The organism is Pseudonocardia sp. ICBG1293, from assembly GCF_020131355.1.
GTDB lineage: Bacteria > Actinomycetota > Actinomycetes > Mycobacteriales > Pseudonocardiaceae > Pseudonocardia.
Map to the genome: position 1 here is coordinate 35,615 of NZ_JAHLEL010000038.1, position 21,167 is coordinate 56,781.

Annotated in this window: 18 protein-coding genes; 8 read left to right on the plus strand and 10 right to left on the minus strand. The window is 75.7% G+C overall.

All coding sequences use genetic code 11. From position 1 onward, the window contains the following. The first annotated feature begins 698 nt into the window (after positions 1 to 698). Entirely contained in the window at positions 699 to 2,003 is a 1,305-nt protein-coding gene (locus tag KPF47_RS13870) for an AAA family ATPase (RefSeq protein ID WP_374108858.1), read from the plus strand. Positions 2,004 to 2,140: 137 nt separating this feature from the next. Here KPF47_RS13870 and KPF47_RS13875 read toward each other — a convergent pair whose 3' ends face one another. Together KPF47_RS13875 and KPF47_RS13880 are read right to left on the minus strand one after the other, a co-directional pair. Beyond that, positions 2,141 to 2,377: a hypothetical protein gene (locus tag KPF47_RS13875; protein WP_224389224.1), complete on the minus strand. Its 237-nt coding sequence runs from the start codon at positions 2,375 to 2,377 to the stop codon at positions 2,141 to 2,143. A gap of 85 nt (positions 2,378 to 2,462) precedes the next feature. Beyond that, a complete protein-coding gene (locus tag KPF47_RS13880) occupies positions 2,463 to 2,675 on the minus strand; it encodes a BldC family transcriptional regulator (protein ID WP_224389225.1) in 213 nt (70 codons plus the stop codon). A gap of 298 nt (positions 2,676 to 2,973) precedes the next feature. Here KPF47_RS13880 and KPF47_RS13885 point away from each other — a divergent pair, with 298 nt between their 5' ends. Further along, the gene (locus KPF47_RS13885; RefSeq protein ID WP_224389226.1) at positions 2,974 to 3,420 is read left to right on the plus strand and encodes a DUF4229 domain-containing protein; all 447 of its coding nucleotides are present in this window, start codon (positions 2,974 to 2,976) and stop codon (positions 3,418 to 3,420) included. Between the two features lie 76 nt (positions 3,421 to 3,496). On the opposite strand, the gene KPF47_RS13890 is transcribed toward KPF47_RS13885, so the two are convergent. From KPF47_RS13890 to menE, 3 genes are all read right to left on the minus strand, one after another. Then, positions 3,497 to 4,369 carry a 1,4-dihydroxy-2-naphthoate polyprenyltransferase gene (locus KPF47_RS13890; RefSeq protein ID WP_224389227.1) on the minus strand — a complete coding sequence of 291 codons (873 nt, stop codon included), beginning with the start codon at positions 4,367 to 4,369 and terminating at the stop codon, positions 3,497 to 3,499. A gap of 135 nt (positions 4,370 to 4,504) precedes the next feature. Next, positions 4,505 to 6,121, minus strand: a complete 1,617-nt coding sequence (locus tag KPF47_RS13895; RefSeq protein WP_224389228.1) for a hypothetical protein — start codon at positions 6,119 to 6,121, stop codon at positions 4,505 to 4,507. 226 nt (positions 6,122 to 6,347) lie between these two features. Continuing rightward, complete coding sequence (menE, locus tag KPF47_RS13900; RefSeq protein WP_255659633.1) at positions 6,348 to 7,553, minus strand: o-succinylbenzoate--CoA ligase; 1,206 nt, start codon at positions 7,551 to 7,553, stop codon at positions 6,348 to 6,350. Positions 7,554 to 7,729: 176 nt separating this feature from the next. On the opposite strand from menE, the gene KPF47_RS13905 reads away from it, so the two are divergent. Continuing rightward, positions 7,730 to 7,990: a hypothetical protein gene (locus KPF47_RS13905; protein WP_224389229.1), complete on the plus strand. Its 261-nt coding sequence runs from the start codon at positions 7,730 to 7,732 to the stop codon at positions 7,988 to 7,990. A gap of 28 nt (positions 7,991 to 8,018) precedes the next feature. Here KPF47_RS13905 and KPF47_RS13910 read toward each other — a convergent pair whose 3' ends face one another. Beyond that, positions 8,019 to 8,921 (minus strand): 1,4-dihydroxy-2-naphthoyl-CoA synthase, encoded by a 903-nt coding sequence (locus KPF47_RS13910; protein ID WP_224389230.1) that lies wholly within the window; start codon positions 8,919 to 8,921, stop codon positions 8,019 to 8,021. 17 nt (positions 8,922 to 8,938) lie between these two features. Then, on the minus strand, positions 8,939 to 9,832 hold the full coding sequence (locus tag KPF47_RS13915; protein WP_224389231.1) for an aminoglycoside phosphotransferase family protein: 894 nt from the start codon (positions 9,830 to 9,832) through the stop codon (positions 8,939 to 8,941). 155 nt (positions 9,833 to 9,987) lie between these two features. On the opposite strand from KPF47_RS13915, the gene KPF47_RS13920 reads away from it, so the two are divergent. The 4 genes from KPF47_RS13920 (at position 9,988) to KPF47_RS13935 (ending at position 15,221) form a co-directional block, all read left to right on the plus strand. Further along, a complete protein-coding gene (locus KPF47_RS13920; protein WP_224389232.1) occupies positions 9,988 to 12,918 on the plus strand; it encodes an FAD-binding and (Fe-S)-binding domain-containing protein in 2,931 nt (976 codons plus the stop codon). A 53-nt stretch (positions 12,919 to 12,971) separates the two neighbouring features. Beyond that, positions 12,972 to 13,817: a patatin-like phospholipase family protein gene (locus KPF47_RS13925; RefSeq protein WP_224389233.1), complete on the plus strand. Its 846-nt coding sequence runs from the start codon at positions 12,972 to 12,974 to the stop codon at positions 13,815 to 13,817. Positions 13,818 to 13,893: 76 nt separating this feature from the next. Next, a complete protein-coding gene (locus KPF47_RS13930) occupies positions 13,894 to 14,718 on the plus strand; it encodes an aldo/keto reductase (RefSeq protein WP_224389234.1) in 825 nt (274 codons plus the stop codon). A gap of 185 nt (positions 14,719 to 14,903) precedes the next feature. Then, positions 14,904 to 15,221: an adhesin gene (locus KPF47_RS13935; RefSeq protein ID WP_224389235.1), complete on the plus strand. Its 318-nt coding sequence runs from the start codon at positions 14,904 to 14,906 to the stop codon at positions 15,219 to 15,221. Between the two features lie 53 nt (positions 15,222 to 15,274). On the opposite strand, the gene KPF47_RS13940 is transcribed toward KPF47_RS13935, so the two are convergent. The 3 genes from KPF47_RS13940 to KPF47_RS13950 form a co-directional block, all read right to left on the minus strand. Further along, on the minus strand, positions 15,275 to 16,921 hold the full coding sequence (locus KPF47_RS13940) for an ABC-F family ATP-binding cassette domain-containing protein (RefSeq protein ID WP_224389236.1): 1,647 nt from the start codon (positions 16,919 to 16,921) through the stop codon (positions 15,275 to 15,277). A gap of 20 nt (positions 16,922 to 16,941) precedes the next feature. Then, a complete protein-coding gene (locus KPF47_RS13945) occupies positions 16,942 to 17,676 on the minus strand; it encodes a dienelactone hydrolase family protein (protein ID WP_224389237.1) in 735 nt (244 codons plus the stop codon). Between the two features lie 118 nt (positions 17,677 to 17,794). Beyond that, on the minus strand, positions 17,795 to 19,072 hold the full coding sequence (locus tag KPF47_RS13950; protein WP_224389911.1) for an MFS transporter: 1,278 nt from the start codon (positions 19,070 to 19,072) through the stop codon (positions 17,795 to 17,797). A gap of 398 nt (positions 19,073 to 19,470) precedes the next feature. Between KPF47_RS13950 and menD the strand changes: the two genes are divergently transcribed. Beyond that, complete coding sequence (gene menD / locus KPF47_RS13955) at positions 19,471 to 21,162, plus strand: 2-succinyl-5-enolpyruvyl-6-hydroxy-3-cyclohexene-1-carboxylic-acid synthase (protein WP_224389238.1); 1,692 nt, start codon at positions 19,471 to 19,473, stop codon at positions 21,160 to 21,162. Positions 21,163 to 21,167: the final 5 nt, after the last annotated feature.

Consider the following 21,167-nt stretch of genomic DNA (forward strand, 5'->3'; position numbering starts at 1 on the left):
CCGGCCCGGACCCGGCGGTGCGGGACCACGGTCCCGCCGACACCGGCCTCTACCGCGCCGCGGGTGCCGATCCGGAGCCGTGGTGGGCGGTGCCCGCCACCGGGGTCCCCGACGACGACCCGGACGTGGATCTGATCTGGCGCCGTGCCGACCGGCCCGGGGCCCGCTCCGCGGGCGAGGACACCGCGGGGTACACCGCGGGCGAGGACACCGCGGGGTACACCGCGGCCGGGGACACCGCGACCGGGGACACCGCGACCGGGGACACCGCGACCGGGGACACCGCGGGCTGGGACACCACCGCCACCGGGTACGCGGCCACCGGGGACTCCGCCACCGGGGACGGCGCGGCGGGCAACAGCGCGGCCGGGAACAGCGCGGCCGGGAACACCGCGGCGGGGGACACCACCGCCACCGGGAGCGACGCGACCGCCGCCCCGACCACCCGGCGGCCCGGGACCGATCCCGGGGCCGATCCCGCCGTGTCGCGGACCGGACCGGTCGGCGCCGAGTGGCAGCAGGACACCCCGCGCAGCGGACCGACCGTCTCCGGGCCGGACCCGGCCGCGTCGCGGACCGGGTACCCCCCGGCCGGGACCGATGCCACGGTGCCGCGGGCGGCAGCCGTCGACCCCGCGGCGCGGGAGGGCAGCCCCGGTCCCGGCGCCGCAGGGACCACCGACCGGACGGGCCACGACGTGCCCGGGCGCCCCGAGGGCGCCCCGCGCGGCGACGGCGGGTCGCGCACGGCAACCGGGTCGGGGGAGGACGGCCCGCCGCGCACCGGGGCCGGCCAGGAGGCCGGACCGGGGGTCTCCCCGACCACGTCCGCGCGGACCGGGACCGCCCGGACCGACCGGAGCCGGGACGACCGGAGCCGGGACCGGGGCGACCGGAGCCCACGCCAGGGAGACCGTCCCTGGCGTGCCGCCTGGGACGGCGAGTCCGCCGAGACCGGCCCCCAGCGCACGGTCACCCCGCCGCGCGGACGGCCCCAGACGGGGGCCAGGCGGCCGCGCTGGACGGCTCCGGAGGCGATCGAGGCCCGGGCCGCACAGCACCGCCGCACCGACGAGCCGCACGGAGGTCTGGACCTCGCGCCGTCGCGGACGGGACACGGCAGCGCGGGCCGCCCGCCGACGAGTGGCTGGCGCCGCTGGGTCTACGTCCTGACCGGCGGCCTGGTGAACCCGGGGGAGAGTCCCGCCGAGCTGCACCGGCGTGACCTCGTGTCCCGGGCGAACCGTCCGCTGATCAGCTCGCACAAGATCGCGATGCTGAGTCTCAAGGGCGGTGTCGGGAAGACGACGGTCACCGCGACCCTCGGGGCGACGTTCGCCTCGCACCGCGGCGACCGGGTCGTGGCGGTGGACGCCAACCCCGACCGCGGCACGCTCAGCCAGAAGATCCCGCTGGAGACGACCGCGACCGTCCGGCACCTGCTGCGCGACGCCGAGCGGGTCCGCCGCTACGGCGACGTCCGGGCCTACACCTCGCAGGGCGTCTCCCGCCTCGAGGTGCTCGCCAGCGAGCAGGACCCGGCCGTGTCGGAGGCGTTCAGCGAGGACGACTACCGGCGCGCGGTCGACCTGCTGGAGCACTTCTACAACCTGGTCCTGACCGACTGCGGCACCGGCCTGATGCACTCCGCGATGTACGGGGTGCTGGGGATGGCCGACCAGATCGTCGTCGTGTCCTCGGGCTCGATCGACGGTGCCCGCAGTGCCTCGGCGACCCTGGACTGGCTCGACGCGCACGGGTACGGGGCGCTGGTGCGCAACGCGGTCGTCGTGATCAACACCGTGTACCGGCGGGCCGGTGGCGGGGTGGACCTCGACCGGGTCGCCGAGCACTTCTCCGGACGGTGCCGTGCGGTGGTCAAGGTGCCGTTCGACCCGCACCTGGAGGAGGGCGCGGAGATCGACCTGGAGCGCCTCGAGGAGACGACCCGGACGGCGTTGCTGGAGCTGGCGGCAGCCGTCGCCGACGGCTTCCCGGTCTGACCGCGGCCCGGACCGGGCCGCTACCCGGTCCACGGACGCCCGGACTGTGACCGGAGACACCGAAGGGTGGTCCGCCGGTGCGGGCGGACCACCCTTCGGTCAAGGCTTCTTGGGGGAGGACGGCCGGTGCGATCCGTTCACGGACGCTCGGGCGGGTCCTCCTCCTGGTTGCGGACCTTCTCGTCGAGCTCGCGCAGGAAGTCCGGGTCGTCGTCCGGGCCGGTCGCCCGGGGTTTCTCGGCCCGCTGACCCGACGACCAGGGGAACTCGGCCCGGGGGATGCGGTCCGAGACCACCTGTTCGGACCGCAGGGTCCGCACGAGCAGGACCGCGACCACGGCCGCGCCGACGAGAAGGATCAGGAAGAACAACATCAGGCCACCTCCGCGATCCAGCCTAGCGAAGGTGGCCTGACGTGCGGGTGAAGTCGAGACCCTCACCCCATGTGTGCGGGTCGGGTCAGCGGAGCCCGGCGTTCGCCTCGCTGGTGAGGTCGGCGAGCAGGCCGCGGACCTCGGACTCGCGGAACCGGCGGTGGCCGCCCGGCGTGCGGATCGAGCCGATCCGGCCGGCCGAGGCCCAGCGGGTGACGGTCTTGGGGTCGACGCGGAAGAGCGTGGCCACCTCACCCGGGGTGAGGAGACGCTCGGGTGCCTGAGTCGGAGCTGCCATGGGGATCCTCCCGAAGTGCACGTGGAGTCTGTGTCACGGTGCTCGCCGGAGGCATCCGGCCGGGTACCGCTCTCGGTTCCGGGCCATCGTGACACCTCAGACCCCGGGTACTCGAACGGTGTTGTGTGAGTAAAGGGTTCTTAAAGGGCAAAGCCGGTGAACAAGTCGAACCGGACACCACGGGACGGCGGGGCAGGGACCGACGCGGACGCGGAGGGTCGCGCTCCGGACGTCCGGAGCGGTTCGGGAGGAACCGGGCAGCCGGGACCCGGCCGGTCCGGCCCGTACCCTGGAGGCCATGACGTCTCCGACCCCGCCGCAGGCCGCGGCGCGGGAGCGCGCCGGTGAGCCCGGGCTCGCCACCACGGTGGCGCTCTACACGCTCGCCCGGCTCGGCCTGCTCGCGGTGACGACGGTCGTCCTCGCGGTGATCGGCGTGCCGTGGCTCGTCGCGCTGCTGGTGGCCCTGGTCGTCGCCCTGCCGCTGTCGATGGTGCTGTTCCGCGGGCTGCGGGGACGGCTCGACCGGGCGATCGCCGCGTCGACGGCGCGCCGCTCGTCGGAGCGGGCGTCGCTGCGCGCCCAGCTGCGCGGCGACGTCGGCCCGCCGCCGTCCCCGGACATGCCGTCCCCGGAGGTGCCGTCCGGTCCGCCGGCGGCCGCGTCCGCCGCGGGCGGAGCCGCCGGCGAGGCGCCCACCGGGGCCGACCCGGCCCGGCCGACCGACGAGGGCCCGACCCGCTGACCGGTCACGGGCCCGTCCGGCCCGTCCACGGGCGAGGGCCCCCTCCGCCCGGTGCGTCCGGCCACGGCGGGGGTGCTCAGCCGACGGCGAGTCCGAGCGCCACGGCGACGGCCCAGGCCAGCAGGAGCAGGCCGGTGTCCTTCAGGACCGGGATGAGTGCCGGGCCCTCGGCCCCGCCCAGCACGATCCGCACCGGCCGCACCGCGGCGGGCAGCGCGAGCAGTGCCACCAGCACTCCCGGCCGGTCGAACGCGGCACCGACCGCGACCACGAACGGCACCAGCACCAGCGCGAGGTACAGCATCCGGGTCCCGCGGTCCCCGAGCCGCACCGCGAGGGTCCGCTTCCCGACGATCCGGTCGCCCGGGATGTCCCGCAGGTTGTTCGCGACCAGCACCGCGCAGGTCAGCAGCCCGGCGCCGACCGCGGCCCCGACGGCCGCGGCGTCGAGGCGTCCCGCCTGGGTCAGCATGGTGCCCAGCACCGCGACCGGGCCGAAGAACACGAACACCGCCACCTCGCCGAGCCCGGCGTAGCCGTAGGGGCGCGCGCCGCCGGTGTAGTACCAGGCGCCGACGATGCACAGGGCCCCGACGAGCAGCAGCCACCACTGGCCCGAGACCGCGGTGAGCACCAGCCCGGCGACGGCGGCGACCCCGAAGCAGGCGAACGCGGCGGCCCGCACCGTCGCGGGTTCGGCGGCGCGGGAGCCGACCAGACGCTGAGGACCGACGCGGTCGTCGTCGGTGCCGCGGATGCCGTCGGAGTAGTCGTTGGCGAAGTTCACCCCGATCACCAGTGCGACCGCCACCAGCAGGGCCAGCAGCGCGGAGCCGGGGGCGACGGCGCCCGCGCCGATGGCGGCGCCGGTTCCGACGAGGACGGGGGAGATCGCGGTGGGCAGGGTGCGCGGACGCGCACCCTCGACCCACTCTGCCGTGGTGGCCACCCCGGAAACCTATCCCGCCGCGGCGCCGACGGGTCGTCGCCGTCCCACGACGCAACCACACCCCTGCGCCGGCCCTCACACCTGCTGCAACGGGTGCGAGGACCGGCGCAGGGGTGTGGCTGCCGGCCGGGACGGTCAGGAGGTGCCGGAGGGGGCCCGCTGGGCAGAGCCCGGCGTCACGCGGGCGGCCTGGTTGTCGCCGGTGGGGACGCCGTCGGCCGGGGGCCCGGCCGGTGCGGGGGCCGTGGTCGGCGGGGCCGCGGGGGACCCCGGTGCGCCGGGTGCGCCGGGTGCGGACGGAGTGTCCGGTGTCGCCGGTGCGTCCCCCGCCGGCGTGGCGGCCGGAATGTCGGCGGCGGGCGTCCCGGGTGCCGTGTCCCGGTCCCCGGCGCGCGGGGCGCCTGCGGCGGGGGTCCCACCGGCCGCAGCCGCTGCCGGGGCGTCACCGGCGGCCGGTGCCGGAGCGGGCGTGGCCGCGTCGGCGGGCGACGGGCCGGAGGGCTCTGCGGGGGAGGGCTCGGCGGGGGCGGGTGCGGCGTCGCAGGCCGGGACGTCGCCCGGCAGTCCGGCGAACGCCGTCGAGGGGAGGTACTGCCCGTCGCCGATCCGCACGAACGCACCCGAGGTGCACTGCACCGGTACCTCGGTGGCGTCGACGGCGATCCCGACCGACTCCGCGCCGGCCTCGGGCGCGGCGAGGATCCGGATGTCCGGGGCGCCCTCGGTGCGGATCGCCGACAGTCGCTGCGACCCGGTCCACAGGTAGTCGACCTGGACCTGGGAGTTGTCCTTCAGGCCCAGGACGTCCCAGAAGATCCCGTCACCCAGGTCGATGCCCGCCGGGTTGGCGACCTTGCGGCTGAACTGGTCCTTGCCGCCGTTGTGCCCGTTGCGCGCGGCCGCGGCCTGCGGCACACCCTGGGGAAGGTCCTTCCACATCTCCCGCTGGTTCGACGGGTTCCAGTAGTCGTCCTTGGTGTTCCACGGGCCGATGTCCCAGACCGGCGCGATCGCGCAGCGGCCGTTGGGGGCGCAGACCTTGACCGAGTAGTCGGTCTTCCCGTTGGCCGACAGCGCCCGGCGCGACGGCAGCGCGACGAAACGGTCCCGATCGACGATCTTGTGACCGTTCGCGGTGGTCCCGCCGCCCAGGCCCTCGCGGGTCGCGAACACCGAGTAGCTGCGTGGGGCGGCCTCGGTGAGCGGCCCGGCCTCGGCGCCGGAGCCCGGCGTCGCGGTGAGGGTGAGCTCGCGGACGGTCGGATCGGCGTCGCCGGTGGCGGTGAGCACCAGGCGTCCCTGCACCTCGGTGACGGCCTCGGGCAGCGCGGTGCGGGAGTCCTCGGCCGGGATCCACTCGGTCCAGCCGCCGCCGGCCCGCTTCCCGCGGACGTCGACCGAGGCCGTCGAGCCGGGCGGGGTGTCCGCGACGAGCCGCGAGTCGACCTCCCGGGTCGGGGCGTCCAGGGTGCGCGGCGCGAGGGTCAGCAGCCCGGTCGGGACCACGTCGGCCGGGTCGGCGGAGGACTCGGTGTCCCCCTCGTCCGCCGGCGCCCCGAAGGCCGTCGACCGGTCGAACCGGGCCCCGTCGGCGGAGACGACGACACCGTTGCCGGTGCCCTCGCTCAGCTCCGGCTGCCACGTGGTGCCCGGCTCCCCGGCCATCGCCGGGACCGTGGCGGCGGCACAGAGCGCGCCGGTCGCGGCGAGCAGACCGACGGCCCGCAGCCCGGCCCGCGTGATGCTGCGCATGGACAACCCCCGCTGATCGCTGTGACTCGTGTGACGACGGGGAGCCCTGGGATGGGTGTGGGCTCTGTGTCGCCAGTGGTCGAAGCACACTCGATCTCGGGGGTGCGCGCAACGCACGCTGCGTGAACCAACTCCAAGGTGTGTACACGGATCGGGTGGCGACGACCGTGACGCAACGGGACGATCCGACAGCTCACCGTGACCGATGACTCCGTGGAGTGAGCGTTCAGGAGCGCTGGGCGCCGGCGAGGAGCTCCGCGACGGCGGTGCGGTCGGGCTTGCCGATCCCGCGCTCGGGCACGGTGTCGGCCCGCAGGACCAGCCGGGGCACCGCGGCCCGTCCGCACGCCGCACGGACCGCGGCACACAGAGCGTGATCGTCCGGAGCGTCCGCGGACGGCACCACGAGAGCGGCCACGATCTGGCCCCACTCGTCGTCGGGGAGACCGACGACGCACGCCGCGCGGACGCCGTCGACGGACAGGAGCGCCCGCTCCACGGCGGCCGGCGCGACCTTCTCGCCCCCGGTGTTGACGACGTCGTCGACCCGGCCCAGGACGGTCAGCGTCCCGTCCGGGGCGAGCGCGCCGAGGTCACCGGTCCGGAACCGGCGCACGCCGCCGTCGGACACGAAGGCCTCCGCGGTCGCCTCCGGCGCCCCCAGGTACCCGCCGGCGACGACCGGCCCGCCCAGCACCACCCGTCCGTCGACCGGATCGAGCGTGACCTCCACGCCGTCGAGCGGGCCGCCGTCGTACACGCAGCCCCCGCAGGTCTCGCTCATCCCGTAGGTGGTCACCACCCGCACCCCCGCGGCCAGCGCACGCTCGCGCAGCCGCGGGTCCAGCGCCGCACCGCCGACGAGCACGGCGTCGTAACCGGCCAGGGCGTACAACGGCGCGGCGCCGTGGTCGAGGACCCGCGACAGCTGGGTCGGGACGAGGCTGGTGTAGCGCCGGGTGCCGTGCGCCATCCGCCCGGTGGCCCGGTCGAGGCCGTCGGGGCGGAAGCCGTCGTGGAGGTCCTGGACCACCCGGGCGGTGTCCGCGAGCAGCGCCCGCAGGACCACCTGGAGCCCGGCGACGTGCTCGGCGGGCAGCGCGAGCAGCCACGACCCCGGGCCGCCGAGACGCGCGTGCGTCGCGGCGGCCGAGGCACGCAGCGCGTCCGCGGTCAGCCCGACGTACTTGGGCTCCCCGGTCGACCCCGAGGTGGCGACGACGGCGGCCAGCCCGTCGGGCAGCTCCCCGGCCTCCCGGGCCCGCGCCACCGGCCCGGGCAGCGCGTCCGGACCGGGGCCCCGGGCCGTGCCCGGGTCGGCCCGCACGGGCAGGACCGCGGGTCCCGCACCGTCGACGGCGGCGCGCAACGCGGCCGCCAGCCGGTCCACCGACTCCGCCGAGCCGTCCACCGGGACTGCGCGCACTGTCATGGGTCCACCCTGCCTGTCGTGTCGTACGCGCCGGGAGCGGCGTCCGGACGAGCCCCTGTCATCAGATTCGGGGAACGGTGCCGGGCGGGTGCAACGCGGGGGCCCCGCCGCCCGACTCAGGGGAGGACAGCGGTGGCGCGTCCTGCCCGCCGGTCACGGGTTCGAAGGAGCTCACCATGCCCTGCACCGCCACCGCCGCCGCCTCTCCCACCGGTCGCCCGCGTTCGCTGCGCTGCCGTCGGCCCGCCGGATCCGGGCACCGTGCGGCCGCCGGTGAGCTCGCGGCCCTGGCCTTCGACCCGCCGTCCGGCCCGGTCGGCCCCGTCCCGGCCGCGTCGCCGCAGCTCCCGGCGGTCGCCGTCGGGCCGCAGCGCGACCGGCGGGCCGTGGCCGCGCGGCCGGTCCCGGTGCCCCGGCCGCGCCCCGCCACACCGTGAGGTCCTCGGCGAGGTCGTCCGCGCGGTCCTAGTAGTGCCAGGGGAACGGCGCCCAGTCCGGGTCCCGCTTCTCCAGGAACGAGTCCCGGCCCTCCACCGCCTCGTCGGTCATGTAGGCCAGCCGGGTCGCCTCACCGGCGAACAGCTGCTGGCCGACCAGGCCGTCGTCGGCGAGGTTGAACGCGTACTTCAGCATCCGCTGGGCCTGCGGTGACTTGCCGTTGATCTCCCGGGCCCACTGCAGGGCCTCGGTCTCGAGATCCGCGTGGTCGACCACGGCGTTGACCGCTCCCATGTGGTGCATCTGCTCGGCGCTGTAGGTCCGGCCGAGGAAGAAGATCTCCCGGGCGAACTTCTGTCCGACCTGCCGGGCCAGGTAGGCCGAGCCGTAGCCGCCGTCGAAGGAGCCCACGTCGGCGTCGGTCTGCTTGAACCGGGCGTGCTCGCGGGAGGCGATCGTCAGGTCGGCGACGGCGTGCAGCGAGTGCCCGCCGCCCGCGGCCCAGCCGTTGACCACGGCGATGACGACCTTGGGCATGAACCGGATCAGCCGCTGGCACTCCAGGATGTGCAGCCGCCCCGCGCGGCCCTGCTCGACGGTGTCCGCGGTGTCCCCGGAGGCGTACTGGTAGCCGGTGCGGCCGCGGATGCGCTGGTCGCCGCCGGAGCAGAAGGCGCGCTTGCCGTCCTTGGGGGAGGGGCAGTTCCCGGTCAGCAGCACCGCACCGACGTCGGCGCTGGTGCGGGCGTGCTCCAGGGCGCGGTAGAGCTCGTCGACGGTGCCCGGCCGGAACGCGTTGAGGACCTCGGGGCGGTCGAACGCGATCCGGACCGCGCCGGTGGCGCGGGCGCGGTGGTAGGTGATGTCGCGGAGGTCGAACCCGTCGACCGGTGTCCACGCGTCCGGGTCGAAGGTCTCGGAGACGGTCATGGCCGCACTGTAAGGACTCACTCCGCGACGAGCGGGGCCAGCCGCCGCGCGACGGCCAGGGCGGTGCCGGGGCCGGTCCACCCGGCGTCGCCGTCGGCGTCCCAGACCTCCGACAGCACGCACACCGCGAAGCCCCACGCGACGGCGCGGTCCCACGGCACCCCGACCGCGTCGGCGAGACGGTCCAGCCGGTCCGGGGCGCGGCGGGCGAGCTCGGCCGGGTCGGCGCCCAACGGGTTGTACAGCAGCTGCCCGCAGTCGTAGCCGGGGTCGCCGACCCGGCCGTGCGGGTCGATCGCCAGCCAGGGCTCGCGGGTCGCGGCGAGCACGTTGTGCTGGTGCAGGTCGCCGTGCAGCAGCACCTCACGGTCGGCCGAGCCGCAGAGCCGCGTCCACAATGAGGCGGCCCGCTCCACCAGCGTCCGGGGCAGCGGCTCGTCCGGGCGGGCCAGGTGCGCGTCGAACGCGGCCCGCTCGCCCGCGACGTGGTCGAGCCCCGCCGGGACGGGTGCCCGGTGCAGCCGGGCGAGCAGCCCGCCGACGACCTCGACGGCCCGGTCATCGGGCAGGGCCGTCAGCTCGGTGCCCGGTGCGGCCCGTTCGAGCAGCAGCACCCCGCGGGCCGGGTCGGCCCACAGCAGCCGGACCGCTCCGTCGCCGTCCCAGGCACGCAGCGCGGTGGTCTCGGCGTCGAGGTGGCCGTCGGGCACACCCGCCTTCAGCACGGCCGCGGTCCCGTCCGAGCAGGTGACCGCGCGGACCGCGTGGAAGGTCTGCGGCAGTGCCGCGCCGAGCTCCAGGTCCAGCTCGCAGGCGAGGTCGGCGAGCAGCCGGTCCCGGCCGGCCAACCAGGCCGCGCCCGCACCGCCCCAGGTGCGCACCACGGTGTCGGCGAGCTCGTCACGGGGCATCCCCGCAGCGTGCCGAGGCGATCCGGATCACCGCAACCGCGTTCCCGTCGACGGGAGCGGCCCCGGCACCGCGGGGTAGCGTCATCCCCCGGCCCCGGCCCCGGCCCCGGCCCCGGCCCGTCGCGCGGGCCGGAGCCCGTGCCGAGAGGAGCCCCGTGACCACCGACAGCGCCGCGCGTCCCACCACCGGGAGGAGCGAAGGCGGATCGCGTTCGACCACCGCGTACCGCGCCCTGGAGAACGACCTGCGTGCCGCGATCGGCGGTGAGGTCCGCTTCGACGCGGGCAGCCGCGCGATGTGGTCGGCGGACGCGTCGAACTACCGGGGTGTCCCGATCGGCGTGATCGCCCCGCGCGACGCCGCGGACGTCGAGGCCGCGATGGCCGTGTGCCGCGCGCACGACGTCCCGGTGATGCCGGTCGGCTCCCGCACCTCCATCGCGGGCCAGGCGGTCAACACCGCGGTCGCGATGGACTTCCGCACGCACATGGACGCGATCCTGTCCGTCGACCCGGACGCCCGCACCGCGACGGTGCAGCCGGGTGCGGTGTGCGACGCCGTGCGGGACGCCGGCAAGCCGCACGGTCTGACGTTCGGCCCGGACCCGTCGACGCACAACCGCTGCTCGATCGGCGGCATGATCGGCAACAACGCCTGTGGCTCGCACTCGCTGTCCTGGGGCAAGACCGTCGACAACGTCCGCGAGCTGGAGGCCCTCACCTACCGCGGCGAGCGGATTGTGCTCGGCGGCGACGGCACCGAGACCGGCGCGATCCCGGACGCGCTGCGCGCGCTGGGCACGAGGGTCGCCGGCGACGTCGAGAAGCACGTCCCGGAGCTGACCCGGCGGGTGTCGGGCTACAACCTCGACCAGCTCGTGCCGGGGAACGTGAACCTGGCCAAGGCACTGGTCGGGACCGAGGGCACGTGCGCGACCATCCTGTCCGCGACCGTCGACCTGGTCGAGTCCCCGCCGGCCCGCGCGCTGGCCGTGCTCGGCTTCCCGGACGCCTACCACGCCGCGGACAACGTCATGATCGTCCGCGACCAGAAGCCGCTGACCATCGAGGGCATGGACGCCGGGCTGATCGCGTCGCTGCGCGCGCTGCGCCCGGACGAGACGACCAGCCGGATGCTGCCCGAGGGCAAGGGCTGGCTCTACGTCGAGACCGGCGGCGCCACCCGCGCCGAGGCCGAGGCCGCCGCGCAGGCCGTCGTCGAGGCGATGAAGGCCTACACGACCGGCGCCGTCGTCGTCGGCGAGCCGAAGCGGATGGCGGCGCTGTGGAAGGTCCGTGAGGAGGGCGCAGGGCTGCTGACCCGCTCACCCGAGGGCGGCGAGGCGTGGCCCGGCTGGGAGGACGCCGCAGTCCCGCCCGAGCGCTTCGGCGCCTACCTGCGCGAGTTCGACAAGGTCCTGGAGGATCACGGCCGCAAGGGCATCTACTACGGCCACTTCGGCGACGGCTGCCTGCACGTCCGGATCGACTTCGACCTGCTCAGCAAGCCCGGCGTGCAGAACTTCCGCGACTTCATGACCGCCGCCGCGGACCTCGTCGTCGCGCACGGCGGGTCGCTGTCGGGTGAGCACGGCGACGGGCAGGCCCGCGCCGAGCTGCTCCCCCGGATGTACCCGCCGCAGATCATCTCCGCCTTCGAGGACTTCAAGGGCATCTGGGACCCGGACGACCGGATGAACCCGGGCCGCGTGGTCCGTCCGGCGACGATGGACGAGAACCTGCGCGTCCAGCTCGGCATGCCGACCATGCCCGACGAGCCGAAGCTGGCCTTCGGCCACGACCGCGGCAGCTTCCACCGCGCCACCCGGCGCTGCCTGGGCGTCGGCAAGTGCGCCGTCGACACCGGGTCGGGGGTCATGTGCCCCAGCTGGAACGTGACCAAGGAGGAGAAGCACTCCACCCGCGGACGTGCCCGGCTGCTCTTCGAGATGGCCAACGGCGAGATCATCACCGACGGCTGGCAGTCCGACGAGGTCGCGGAGTCGCTCGACCTGTGCCTGTCCTGCAAGGGCTGCAAGTCCGACTGCCCGGTCGGGGTCGACATGGCCTCCTACAAGACCGAGTTCCTCGCGAACCGCTACCACCGGCGGATCCGGCCGCGCACGCACTACTCGATGGGTGCGCTGCCGCGGTGGCTGCGCGCGGTCGGGGTGCTGCCGGCGGCGGCCGTCGACGGGCTGAACCGGCTCGCGCAGGTCCCGCTGCTGGCGAAGGTCGCGAAGAAGGCGGGCGGGATCGACGCCCGCCGCGCCATCCCGCCGATCGCCCGCGAGACCTACACCGCGCAGGCGGCCCGCGGGCTGCCCATGTCGACGGTGCCGGACCTGGGCGTCGCGCCGGGCAGCCGCGGCCCGCTGCTGCTGTGGACCGACACCTTCACCGACCACTTCGACCCGGAGATCGCCGCCGACGCCGTCGCGGTGCTCACCGGCCTCGGCTACCGGGTGCAGCTGCCGCCGCGCAACGTCTGCTGCGGCCTGACCTGGACCTCCACCGGCCAGGTCACCGCGGCCCGCCGGGTGCTGGCCCGCAGCCTGCGCGCGATCGGCCCGGCGCTCGACGCCGGTGTCCCGGTCGTCGGGCTGGAGCCGTCGTGCACCGCGGCGCTGCGCAGCGACGCCGCCGAGCTGCTGCCCGACGAGCCCCGGGTGGCGCTGCTCGGGAGCCAGGTGTCGACCTTCGCCGAGCTGCTCGCCCGGCACGCCGACGAGCTGTCCGCCGTCGCGGGGGAGGGCAACGGCGCGGCGCTGGTGCAGATCCACTGCCACCAGCACGCCGAGCTGGGATCCGAGCCGGACCGCGCGGTGCTCGCCGCGCTGGGGGTGGACGCGACCGTGCTCGACTCCGGCTGCTGCGGCCTGGCCGGCAACTTCGGCTTCGAGGACGGCCACTACGACGTCTCGATGGCGTGCGCGGAGCGGGCCCTGCTGCCCGCCGTCCGGGCCGCCGACGAGTCCGTGGCGCTGCTGGCCGACGGCTACTCCTGCCGCACCCAGGTGCGCCAGGCCGGCGAGCGGGAGCCGGTGCACCTGGCCCAGATCGCGTACCGCGCCCTGCGGGGCTGATCGCGGGGGACCCCGCACCGGGGTGACCACGACCGGCGACGAGGAGGGGACCCATGGCCGACGACCGACGGGCACTGGTGCTGGGCGGCGGTGGGCTGACCGGCATCGCCTGGATGTACGGGTTGCTGGCGGGCCTGCTCGCCGACGGTGTCGACCTGCGCGACGCCGACCTCGTCGTCGGGACCTCCGCCGGGTCGATGGTGGGCACGAACCTGGCCGTCGGCCGGGACCCGGCGGCACTCGCCGCGACCCAGCTGGACCCGCCGTCCGGTGAGCTCGCCGCGACCCTCGGGCTGCGCCTGGCACTGCGGGTCGGGGTCGCCGCGCTCGCCGGCCCGCGCGACGCCACCCGGGTGCGGGCCCGGATCGGCCGGCTCGCCCTGGACACCGGCACGGTGCCGGAGGTCGAGCGGATCGCGGTGATCCGGTCCCGGCTCGACGGCGCCGACTGGCCCGCCGACCGGGACCTGCGGGTGACCGCCGTCGACGCCCACACCGGTGCGTTCCGGGTCTTCGGCCGCGACGACGGTGTCGAGCTCGCCACCGCGGTCGCCGCCAGCTGCGCGGTACCCGGGGTGTGGCCGCCGGTCACGGCCGCGGGCACCCGGTGGATGGACGGCGGGGTCCGCTCCATGGCCAACGCCGACCTCGCCGCCGGGTACGGCCGCGTCGTCGTCCTCGCACCGCTGTCCGGCGGGCTCGGCGGTGCCGCGGCGCCGCGGGTGCAGGCCGAGGCGCTCGGCGCGCTCGCCCGGGTCGCCGTCGTCGAGCCGGACCGGCGCTCGCGCCGCGCGTTCGGGCGCAACCCGCTCGACCCGGCGCGCCGCCCCGCGTCGGTGCGGGCCGGGCGGGCGCAGGCGGCCGGCGTGGCGGCCGAGGTCGCCCGCGTCTGGGGCTGACCCGGGTCGGCATTCCCGCCCGAGACCGATCCCACGGGACCGCATGGGCGGGCTACGCCGCGGGTAGCCGGAGGGCATGACTGTTCCCACCATCAAGCTGAACGACGGCCGGGAGATCCCGCAGCTCGGGTTCGGTGTCTTCCAGATCGATCCGGGCGACACCGCGGACAAGGTCAAGGCGGCCCTGGACCTGGGCTACCGCCACATCGACACCGCGCAGATGTACGGCAACGAGGAGGGCGTCGGCAAGGCCATCGCCGACTCCGGCATCCCGCGCGACGAGCTGTGGATCACCACCAAGCTGAACAACGACGGGCACGGCCGGGAGTCGGCGGTGCGCAGGCTCGACGAGAGCCTCACCAAGCTCGGCCTCGACCACGTGGACCTGTACCTGATCCACTGGCCGCGGCCGAAGGAGAACCGCTACGTCGAGACCTGGCAGGGCTTCGAGGACGCGAAGAAGGCGGGCAAGGCGCTGTCCATCGGCGTCTCGAACTTCCAGCCCGACCACCTCGACCGGCTGGCCGCGGAGACCTCCACGGTCCCGGTCATCAACCAGATCGAGTTCCACCCGCACCTGGTGCAGCGCGAGCTGCGCGAGTACCTGCAGCAGCACGACATCGCGCTCGAGGCGTGGAGCCCGATCGGCCAGGGCAAGGGCCTGCTCGAGGCCCCCGAGCTGAAGGAGATCGCCGAGCGGGTCGGCAAGTCCGCCGCGCAGGTCGTGCTCCGCTGGCACATCCAGCTCGGGAACATCGTGTTCCCCAAGTCGAACAACCCGGAGCGGATCAAGGAGAACTCCGAGATCTTCGACTTCGCCCTGAGCGACGACGACATCGCCGCGGTGGAGAAGCTCCACACCGGCGAGCGCATCGGCCCGGACCCCGACGACTTCGGCTGATCCGCACCCCGCACGCCACGGCCCGGCGCCCCTCTCCGGAGGGGCACCGGGCCGTCGTCGTGGGCGGGGTGACGCGTGTCACCCTCCGGCATGTGCGGAGGGCACGGCGCCGTCGGTCACCCGACAGGGGCCGCGGCCGCCCCGGCGCGGTGGACGTGTGTGCGTGCATCCGTACCGTGGGGACGATGTTGGCGATCACCGAGAACGCCGCCGAGGCGATCAAGACCCTGAGCACCGACGCCGAGCTGCCCGACGACGGGGGCCTGCGCATCTCCGCGCCCGACCCGGCGCAGGGCCTCGAGCTGGCCCTCGCCCAGGGGGCCGACGCGCAGGACACCGTGCTGCGTGGGGAGGGAATCACCGTCTTCCTGGAGCCGGCCGCCGCGGAGCTCCTGGACGACAAGGTCCTCGACGTGCAGCCCGTGGCGACCGAGCAGGGCGAGCAGGAGCTGCGCTTCGCGATCGTCGAGCAGTCCGAGGACGCGGACGCCCCGCAGGCCTGACCCACCCGACGTCCGTCGTGGCCCCACCGGACACCGGTGGGGCCACGGTCGTCTCACAGCTCGGTGACGGTCCCGTCGCGGACGTCCCAGCGGCGGGTGGCGCGCACCGTGCCGAGCATCCGCCGGTCGTGGGTGACGAGCAGGACGGTCCCGTCGAACTCCTCGACCGCCTGCTCGAGCTGCTCGATGGCGGGCAGGTCGAGATGGTTGGTCGGCTCGTCGAGCACCAGCAGGTTCACCCCGCGCGCCTGCAACAGCGCCAGCGCGGCGCGGGTCCGCTCGCCGGGTGACAGCGACGACGCCGTCCGCAGCACCTGGTCGGCGCCGAGGGAGAACTTCGCGAGCAGCGTCCGCACCTCGGACTCCGGCCAGTCCGGCACCTGCTCGCCGAAGGCGCGCAACAGCGTCGCCTCCCCGAGGAACGCCCCACGGGCCTGGTCGATCTCGCCGACCAGCACCCCCGAGCCGAGGCCCGCCGAGCCCGAGTCCGGGGTGATCCGCCCCAGCAGCAGCCCGAGCAGCGTCGACTTGCCCGCGCCGTTCGCCCCGGTGACGACGACCCGGTCCGCCCAGCCCACCTGCACCGTGGCCGGGCCGAACGCGAAGTCCCCCCGCCGCACGGCCGCGGCGTCGGCCCGCGCGACGACCGAGCCGGACCGCGGAGCGGAGGCGATCGCCATCCGCAGCTCCCACTCCTTGCGGGGCTCCTCGACGACCTCCAGCCGCTCGATCGCCCGCTCGGTCTGCCGGGCCTTCGCGGCCTGCTTCTCGCTGGACTCCTGACGCTGCGCGCGGACGTTCTTGTCCGGGTCCTTCGTCTTGCGCCGGGCGTTGCGCACACCCTGGGCCATCCAGTTGCGCTGCATGACGGCGCGTTGCTGGAGGGTGCCGAGCTTCCCGGCGTACTCCTCGTAGTCCTCGCGGGCGTGCCGGCGCGCCACCGCGCGCTCGGCGAGGTAGGCCTCGTAGCCACCGTCGTAGACGTCGATCCGCTGCTGGACCGGGTCCAGCTCGACGATCCGGTTCACCGTGCGCGCCAGGAACTCCCGGTCGTGGCTGACCAGCACGGTCGGGGTGCCCTGGCGGGCCAGCCCACCCACGAACCGCTCCAGCCGCTCCAGGCCGTCGAGGTCGAGGTCGTTGGTGGGTTCGTCCAACAGCAGCAGGTCGTAGCGGGACAGCAGCAGCGACGCGAGGTTGGCCCGGGCGGCCTGCCCGCCGGACAACCCGGTCATCGGAGCGTCCGGACCGACGGCCAGACCCACCTCGCGCAGGACCTCACCGGAGCGTTCGTCGAGGTCGGCGCCCCCGAGGGCGAGCCAGCGGTCCAGCGCGACGGCGTAGCGGTCGTCGGCGCCCGGGGTGCCCGCCGCCAGCCCCTCGGCCTCGGCGTCCATCGTCGCCTGCGCCGGCGCGACGCCGGTCCGGCGCGCCAGGAACCCGGCGACCGTCTCCCCGGGCCGCCGGTCGGGCTCCTGGGGCAGGTGGCCGACGGTCGCGTCCGGCGGGGCCAGGGTCAGCGACCCGTCGTCCGCGGGCCGCGAACCGGCCAGCACCGTCAGCAGGGTGGACTTGCCGGCACCGTTGGCACCGACCAGACCGACGACGTCGCCGGGGGCGACGACGAGGTCCAGCCCGGAGAACAGGGGGCGGTCGCCGTGGCCCGCGGCCAGGCCCGTCACGTGAAGGGTCGCGCTCATGTCGAGCGCAGACGCTACCCCTACAGGTTCGCCCCGAAGAGCCGGTGCAGCGCGTCCCAGTGCCGCTGCTCGGCGTCGTCGTCGTGGGAGGGGGCGTCCGGCACCGCGAAACCGTGCGCCGCCGGGTAGGTCTCCAGGGTGGCCGACACCCCGGCCGCGGACAGCGCGTCGCCCAGACGCTGCTTCTGCTCGTCGGGGAAGGAGGCGTCGTCGGTCGCGCCGGCCACGTAGACCTCGGCCCGGATGCGGTCGGCGAGCCGGTGCACGCTGGCCGGGTCGTCGGTGGCCAGGTTGCCGCCGTGGAACGACGCCGCGGCCGCGACCCGTTCGGGCTGCGTCGCCGCGGTGCGCAGGCTCATCACGCCGCCCATGCAGTAGCCGGTGGTGCCGACCGTCGTGCCCTCGACCTCGGGCCGGGCCAGCAGCGCGGTCACCCATGCCTCGGCGTCGACGGCGACGAGCTCCGGGGTCAGCGAGCCCACCATCCCCATCAGCCGCGCCCGCTCGGGCTGGTCGGAGAACACGGTGGCAAAGTCGAACGGGGCCCAGTCGCCGTGCCGGTGGTAGACGTCGGGCAGCAGCACCGCGTACCCGAGGGTCGCCAGGTGTGCGCCCATGTCGTGGATGGCCGCCCGGACACCGCCGGCGTCGGGGTAGAGGAGCACGCCAGGCCACGGGCCGTCGCCGTCCGGGGTGTGCAGGGTGGCGACGGCGTCGCCGTCGGGGGTGCTGATCGTGAAGTCGGTGCGCGGCACGGGGTCGGCCTCCCGGGGTGATCGACGGGTCGAGCCCGTTTCTACGCCCCCGGGAGGCGTTCCGCCGGGCCGCGGCCCGGTTCGCGCGTTCCGTGCCGGATCACCCCGGCCCGGGCGGTCAGGTCCTGGTCAGTGCGTCGTCGTCGTCCAGACGCCGGGTGCGGGTCTCGGAGTAGCTCGCCACGGCGACGACGGTGACCACCGACGCGATCGCGATGTACACCGCGATCGCGTAGCCGGTCCCCGTCGCGATCAGCAGCGACGCCGCGATCAGCGGGGCGAGGCCACCCGCGAACACCGACGCCAGCTGGTAGCCGATCGAGATGCCCGAGTAGCGCACCTTCGTGCCGAACAGCTCGGACAGGAACGCCGCCTGCGGGCCGTACATCGCGCCGTGCAGCACCAGCCCGACCGTCACCGCGACGGCGGTCAGGGCGAAGCTCTGCGTGTCGACCAGGAAGAAGAACGCGAACGCCCAGACACCGACGCCCACCGCGCCGAACAGGTACACCGGCTTGCGGCCGACCCGGTCGGAGACCGCGCCCCACAGCGGGGTCGTGACCAGGTGCACCGCGGCACCGATGAGCACCGCGCCCAGCACGAACGACGAGGGCAGCCCGAACCGCTCCGTCACGTACGTCGAGATGACGATCGTGAAGATGTAGTAGGAGACGTTCTCGGCGAACCGCGCCCCCATCGCGGTGAGCACCTCGCGCGGGTAGCGACGCAGGACGTCCAGGATCGGCACGGTGTCCTTCTCCCCCGCCGCGGCCCGCTCGGCCGCCCTGGCCTGGGCCTCCCGGAACACCGGGGACTCCTCGACGGCGAGGCGGACGTAGAGGCCGATCAGCACCAGCACCGCGGACAGCAGGAACGGGATCCGCCAGCCCCAGGCCAGGAACGCCTCCTCCGACTGCACCAGCGCCATCACCGCGAGCAGACCGTTGGCCAGCAGCTGCCCCGCCGGGGCACCGGCCTGCGGCCAGCTCGCCCAGAACCCCCGGTGCTCGGGCCTGCCGTGTTCGGACACGATGAGGACGGCGCCGCCCCACTCACCGCCCAGCGCGAAGCCCTGGACCAGCCGCAGCAGCACGAGCAGCAGCGGCGCGGCGATCCCGATCGTGGCGTAGGCGGGCAGCAGCCCGATCGCGAACGTCGAGACGCCCATCATCATCAGGGACAGGACCAGCAGCTTCTTGCGGCCGATCGTGTCGCCGTAGTGGCCGAAGACCAGACCGCCCACCGGTCGCGCGATGAAACCGACGGCGAAGGTGCCGAGCGACAGCAGGGTCCCGGTCGCGCCGTCGGACTCCGGGAAGAAGACCTGCGGGAACACCAGCGCGGCGGCGACGCCGTAGAGGAAGTAGTCGTACCACTCGACGGTCGTGCCCAGCATGCTCCCCGCGACGACCTTGGCGATCGGGGTGTGCGGCCGGTCGGACGCGGGCGGCGTCGGCGATCCCGGCGCGGTGGCGCCGGCATGGGTGTCGGACACGGTCCCTCCTCATCGACGGACTCCTGCGGTGGCGTCACGGTAGGGCCCCGGTGCGTCGTTTTCACCGGTTCCGGCCACATCGGTACCCCGACCGTGACGTGTGCCGGCCACACCCGGTCACCCCCGGTCGCCCCGGCCACGGTGGCCCGGCGCGCCGGCTCCCGGGCGGCACCGCGCTCGTCCGCCCGGGTCCGCCGGGCCCCGGGACGGCCGCGGCGGGATGATCCGCGCCTCAGCCGGTCGGCCTCGGTGGGGCAGGCGGCCGCCGCGCCGGTACCGTCGTGGTGAGGGGTGATGGGGTGAACGGCTCGACCGCGCAGGCGCGCGTCCTCGTCGACGAGCTGGCGCGAGCCGGTGTCACCGACGCGGTGCTGTGTCCCGGCTCCCGCAACGCGCCGCCCGCGTTCGCGCTCGCCCGCGCGGACGAGCGGGGCACGGTGCGGCTGCACGTACGCATCGACGAGCGCGCCGCGGGGTTCCTCGCGCTCGGCCTGGCACTGGCCTCCGGGCGACCGGTCCCGGTCGTCGTCACCTCCGGGACGGCCGCGGCGAACCTGCACCCGGCCGTGCTGGAGGCCTCGCACTCGGGGGTCGGACTGCTGGTCCTGACCGCCGACCGGCCGCCGGAGCTGGTCGGCACCGGGGCCAGCCAGACCATCGACCAGTCCGGGCTCTACGGCGGCGCGGTGCGCTGGGCGGGCACGCTCCCGGTGCCCGTGGGCACCACGGAACCGGAGGTGCGGCGCTGGCGGGCGGTCGTCGCACGCATGCTCGCCGCGGCCACCGGAGCCGGTGCCGGCGCCCCCGGCCCGGTGCACCTCGACCTGCCCTACACCGATCCGCTCGTGCCCGACGACGACCCGGCCGCGGCGCCCGGCGACCCGCTCGACGGCGCACCGCTGCCGGGTGCCGACCTGCCCGCCGGACGGTCCGGCGGCGCCGCCTGGACCGCGGTGCCCCGGCCGGTCCGCGCACTGCCCCCGCTGGAGCTCGACCCGGGGGCGCGCACCCTCGTCGTCGCCGGGGCGGGCGGGCCCGCCGCCGACCCCAGCCTGCTCGGCGGGACCCCGCTGGTCGCGGAGCCGTCGTCGTGCTGGTGGGCGCACGCGCTGCGCACCGGTCCGTGGCTGCTGGACCGGCCCGAGCTGCGTCCCGCCCAGGTCGTCGTGCTCGGCAGGCCCACCCTGCACCGCGGCGTCGCCGCCCTGCTCGCGGCCCCGTCGGTGGCGGTGTTCGCCGATCCCGGCCCCGACGGCACCCCCTGGACCGACGTCGCCGGCACCGTCCGGGCCGTCGGCGCGCTGCCCGCGCTGTCCCCGCCCGAGGACTGGGTGCGGTCCTGGCGCGACGCGGACCGGGCCGCGGCGAAGTCGCTCGACACCGCGCTCGACGACGGCACCGCCGCGGGCGCACCCGGCCTGCGGCTGGCGCGCGACCTGGTCGCCGCCCAGCCCGACGGGGGTCAGCTGGTCCTCGGCTCGTCGAACCCGGTGCGCGACGTCGCGCTGGCCGCGGTGCCCCGCCCCGGGCTCACGGTGCGCGCGAACCGCGGGGTCGCGGGCATCGACGGGACGGTGTCGACGGCGGTCGGCGCCGCACTGGCCCACCCCGGCCCGACGGCGCTGCTGCTCGGCGACCTCACGCTGCTGCACGACACGACCGGGCTCGTCGTCGGCCCGGGGGAGCCGTCGCCCGACCTGACCGTCACCGTCCTCGACGACGGCGGCGGCGGCATCTTCCACCTGCTCGAACAGGGCGGCCCGGCGCACGCCCACGCCTTCGAGCGGGTCTTCGGCACGCCCACCGGCGTCGACCTCGTCGGCCTGGCCCGCGCGGCCGGGTGGCGGGCGGGCGACTGGAGCGGCGACCCGGCCGAGCTCGCGGCCCGCCCCGGATCGGGGCGACGGCTGGTCCGGGTCGCGGCGCGCCGCGAGGGGCTGCGCGACACGCACGCCGAGCTCCGCCGGGTGGTCGCCGCGGCGCTGGACTGAGCCGG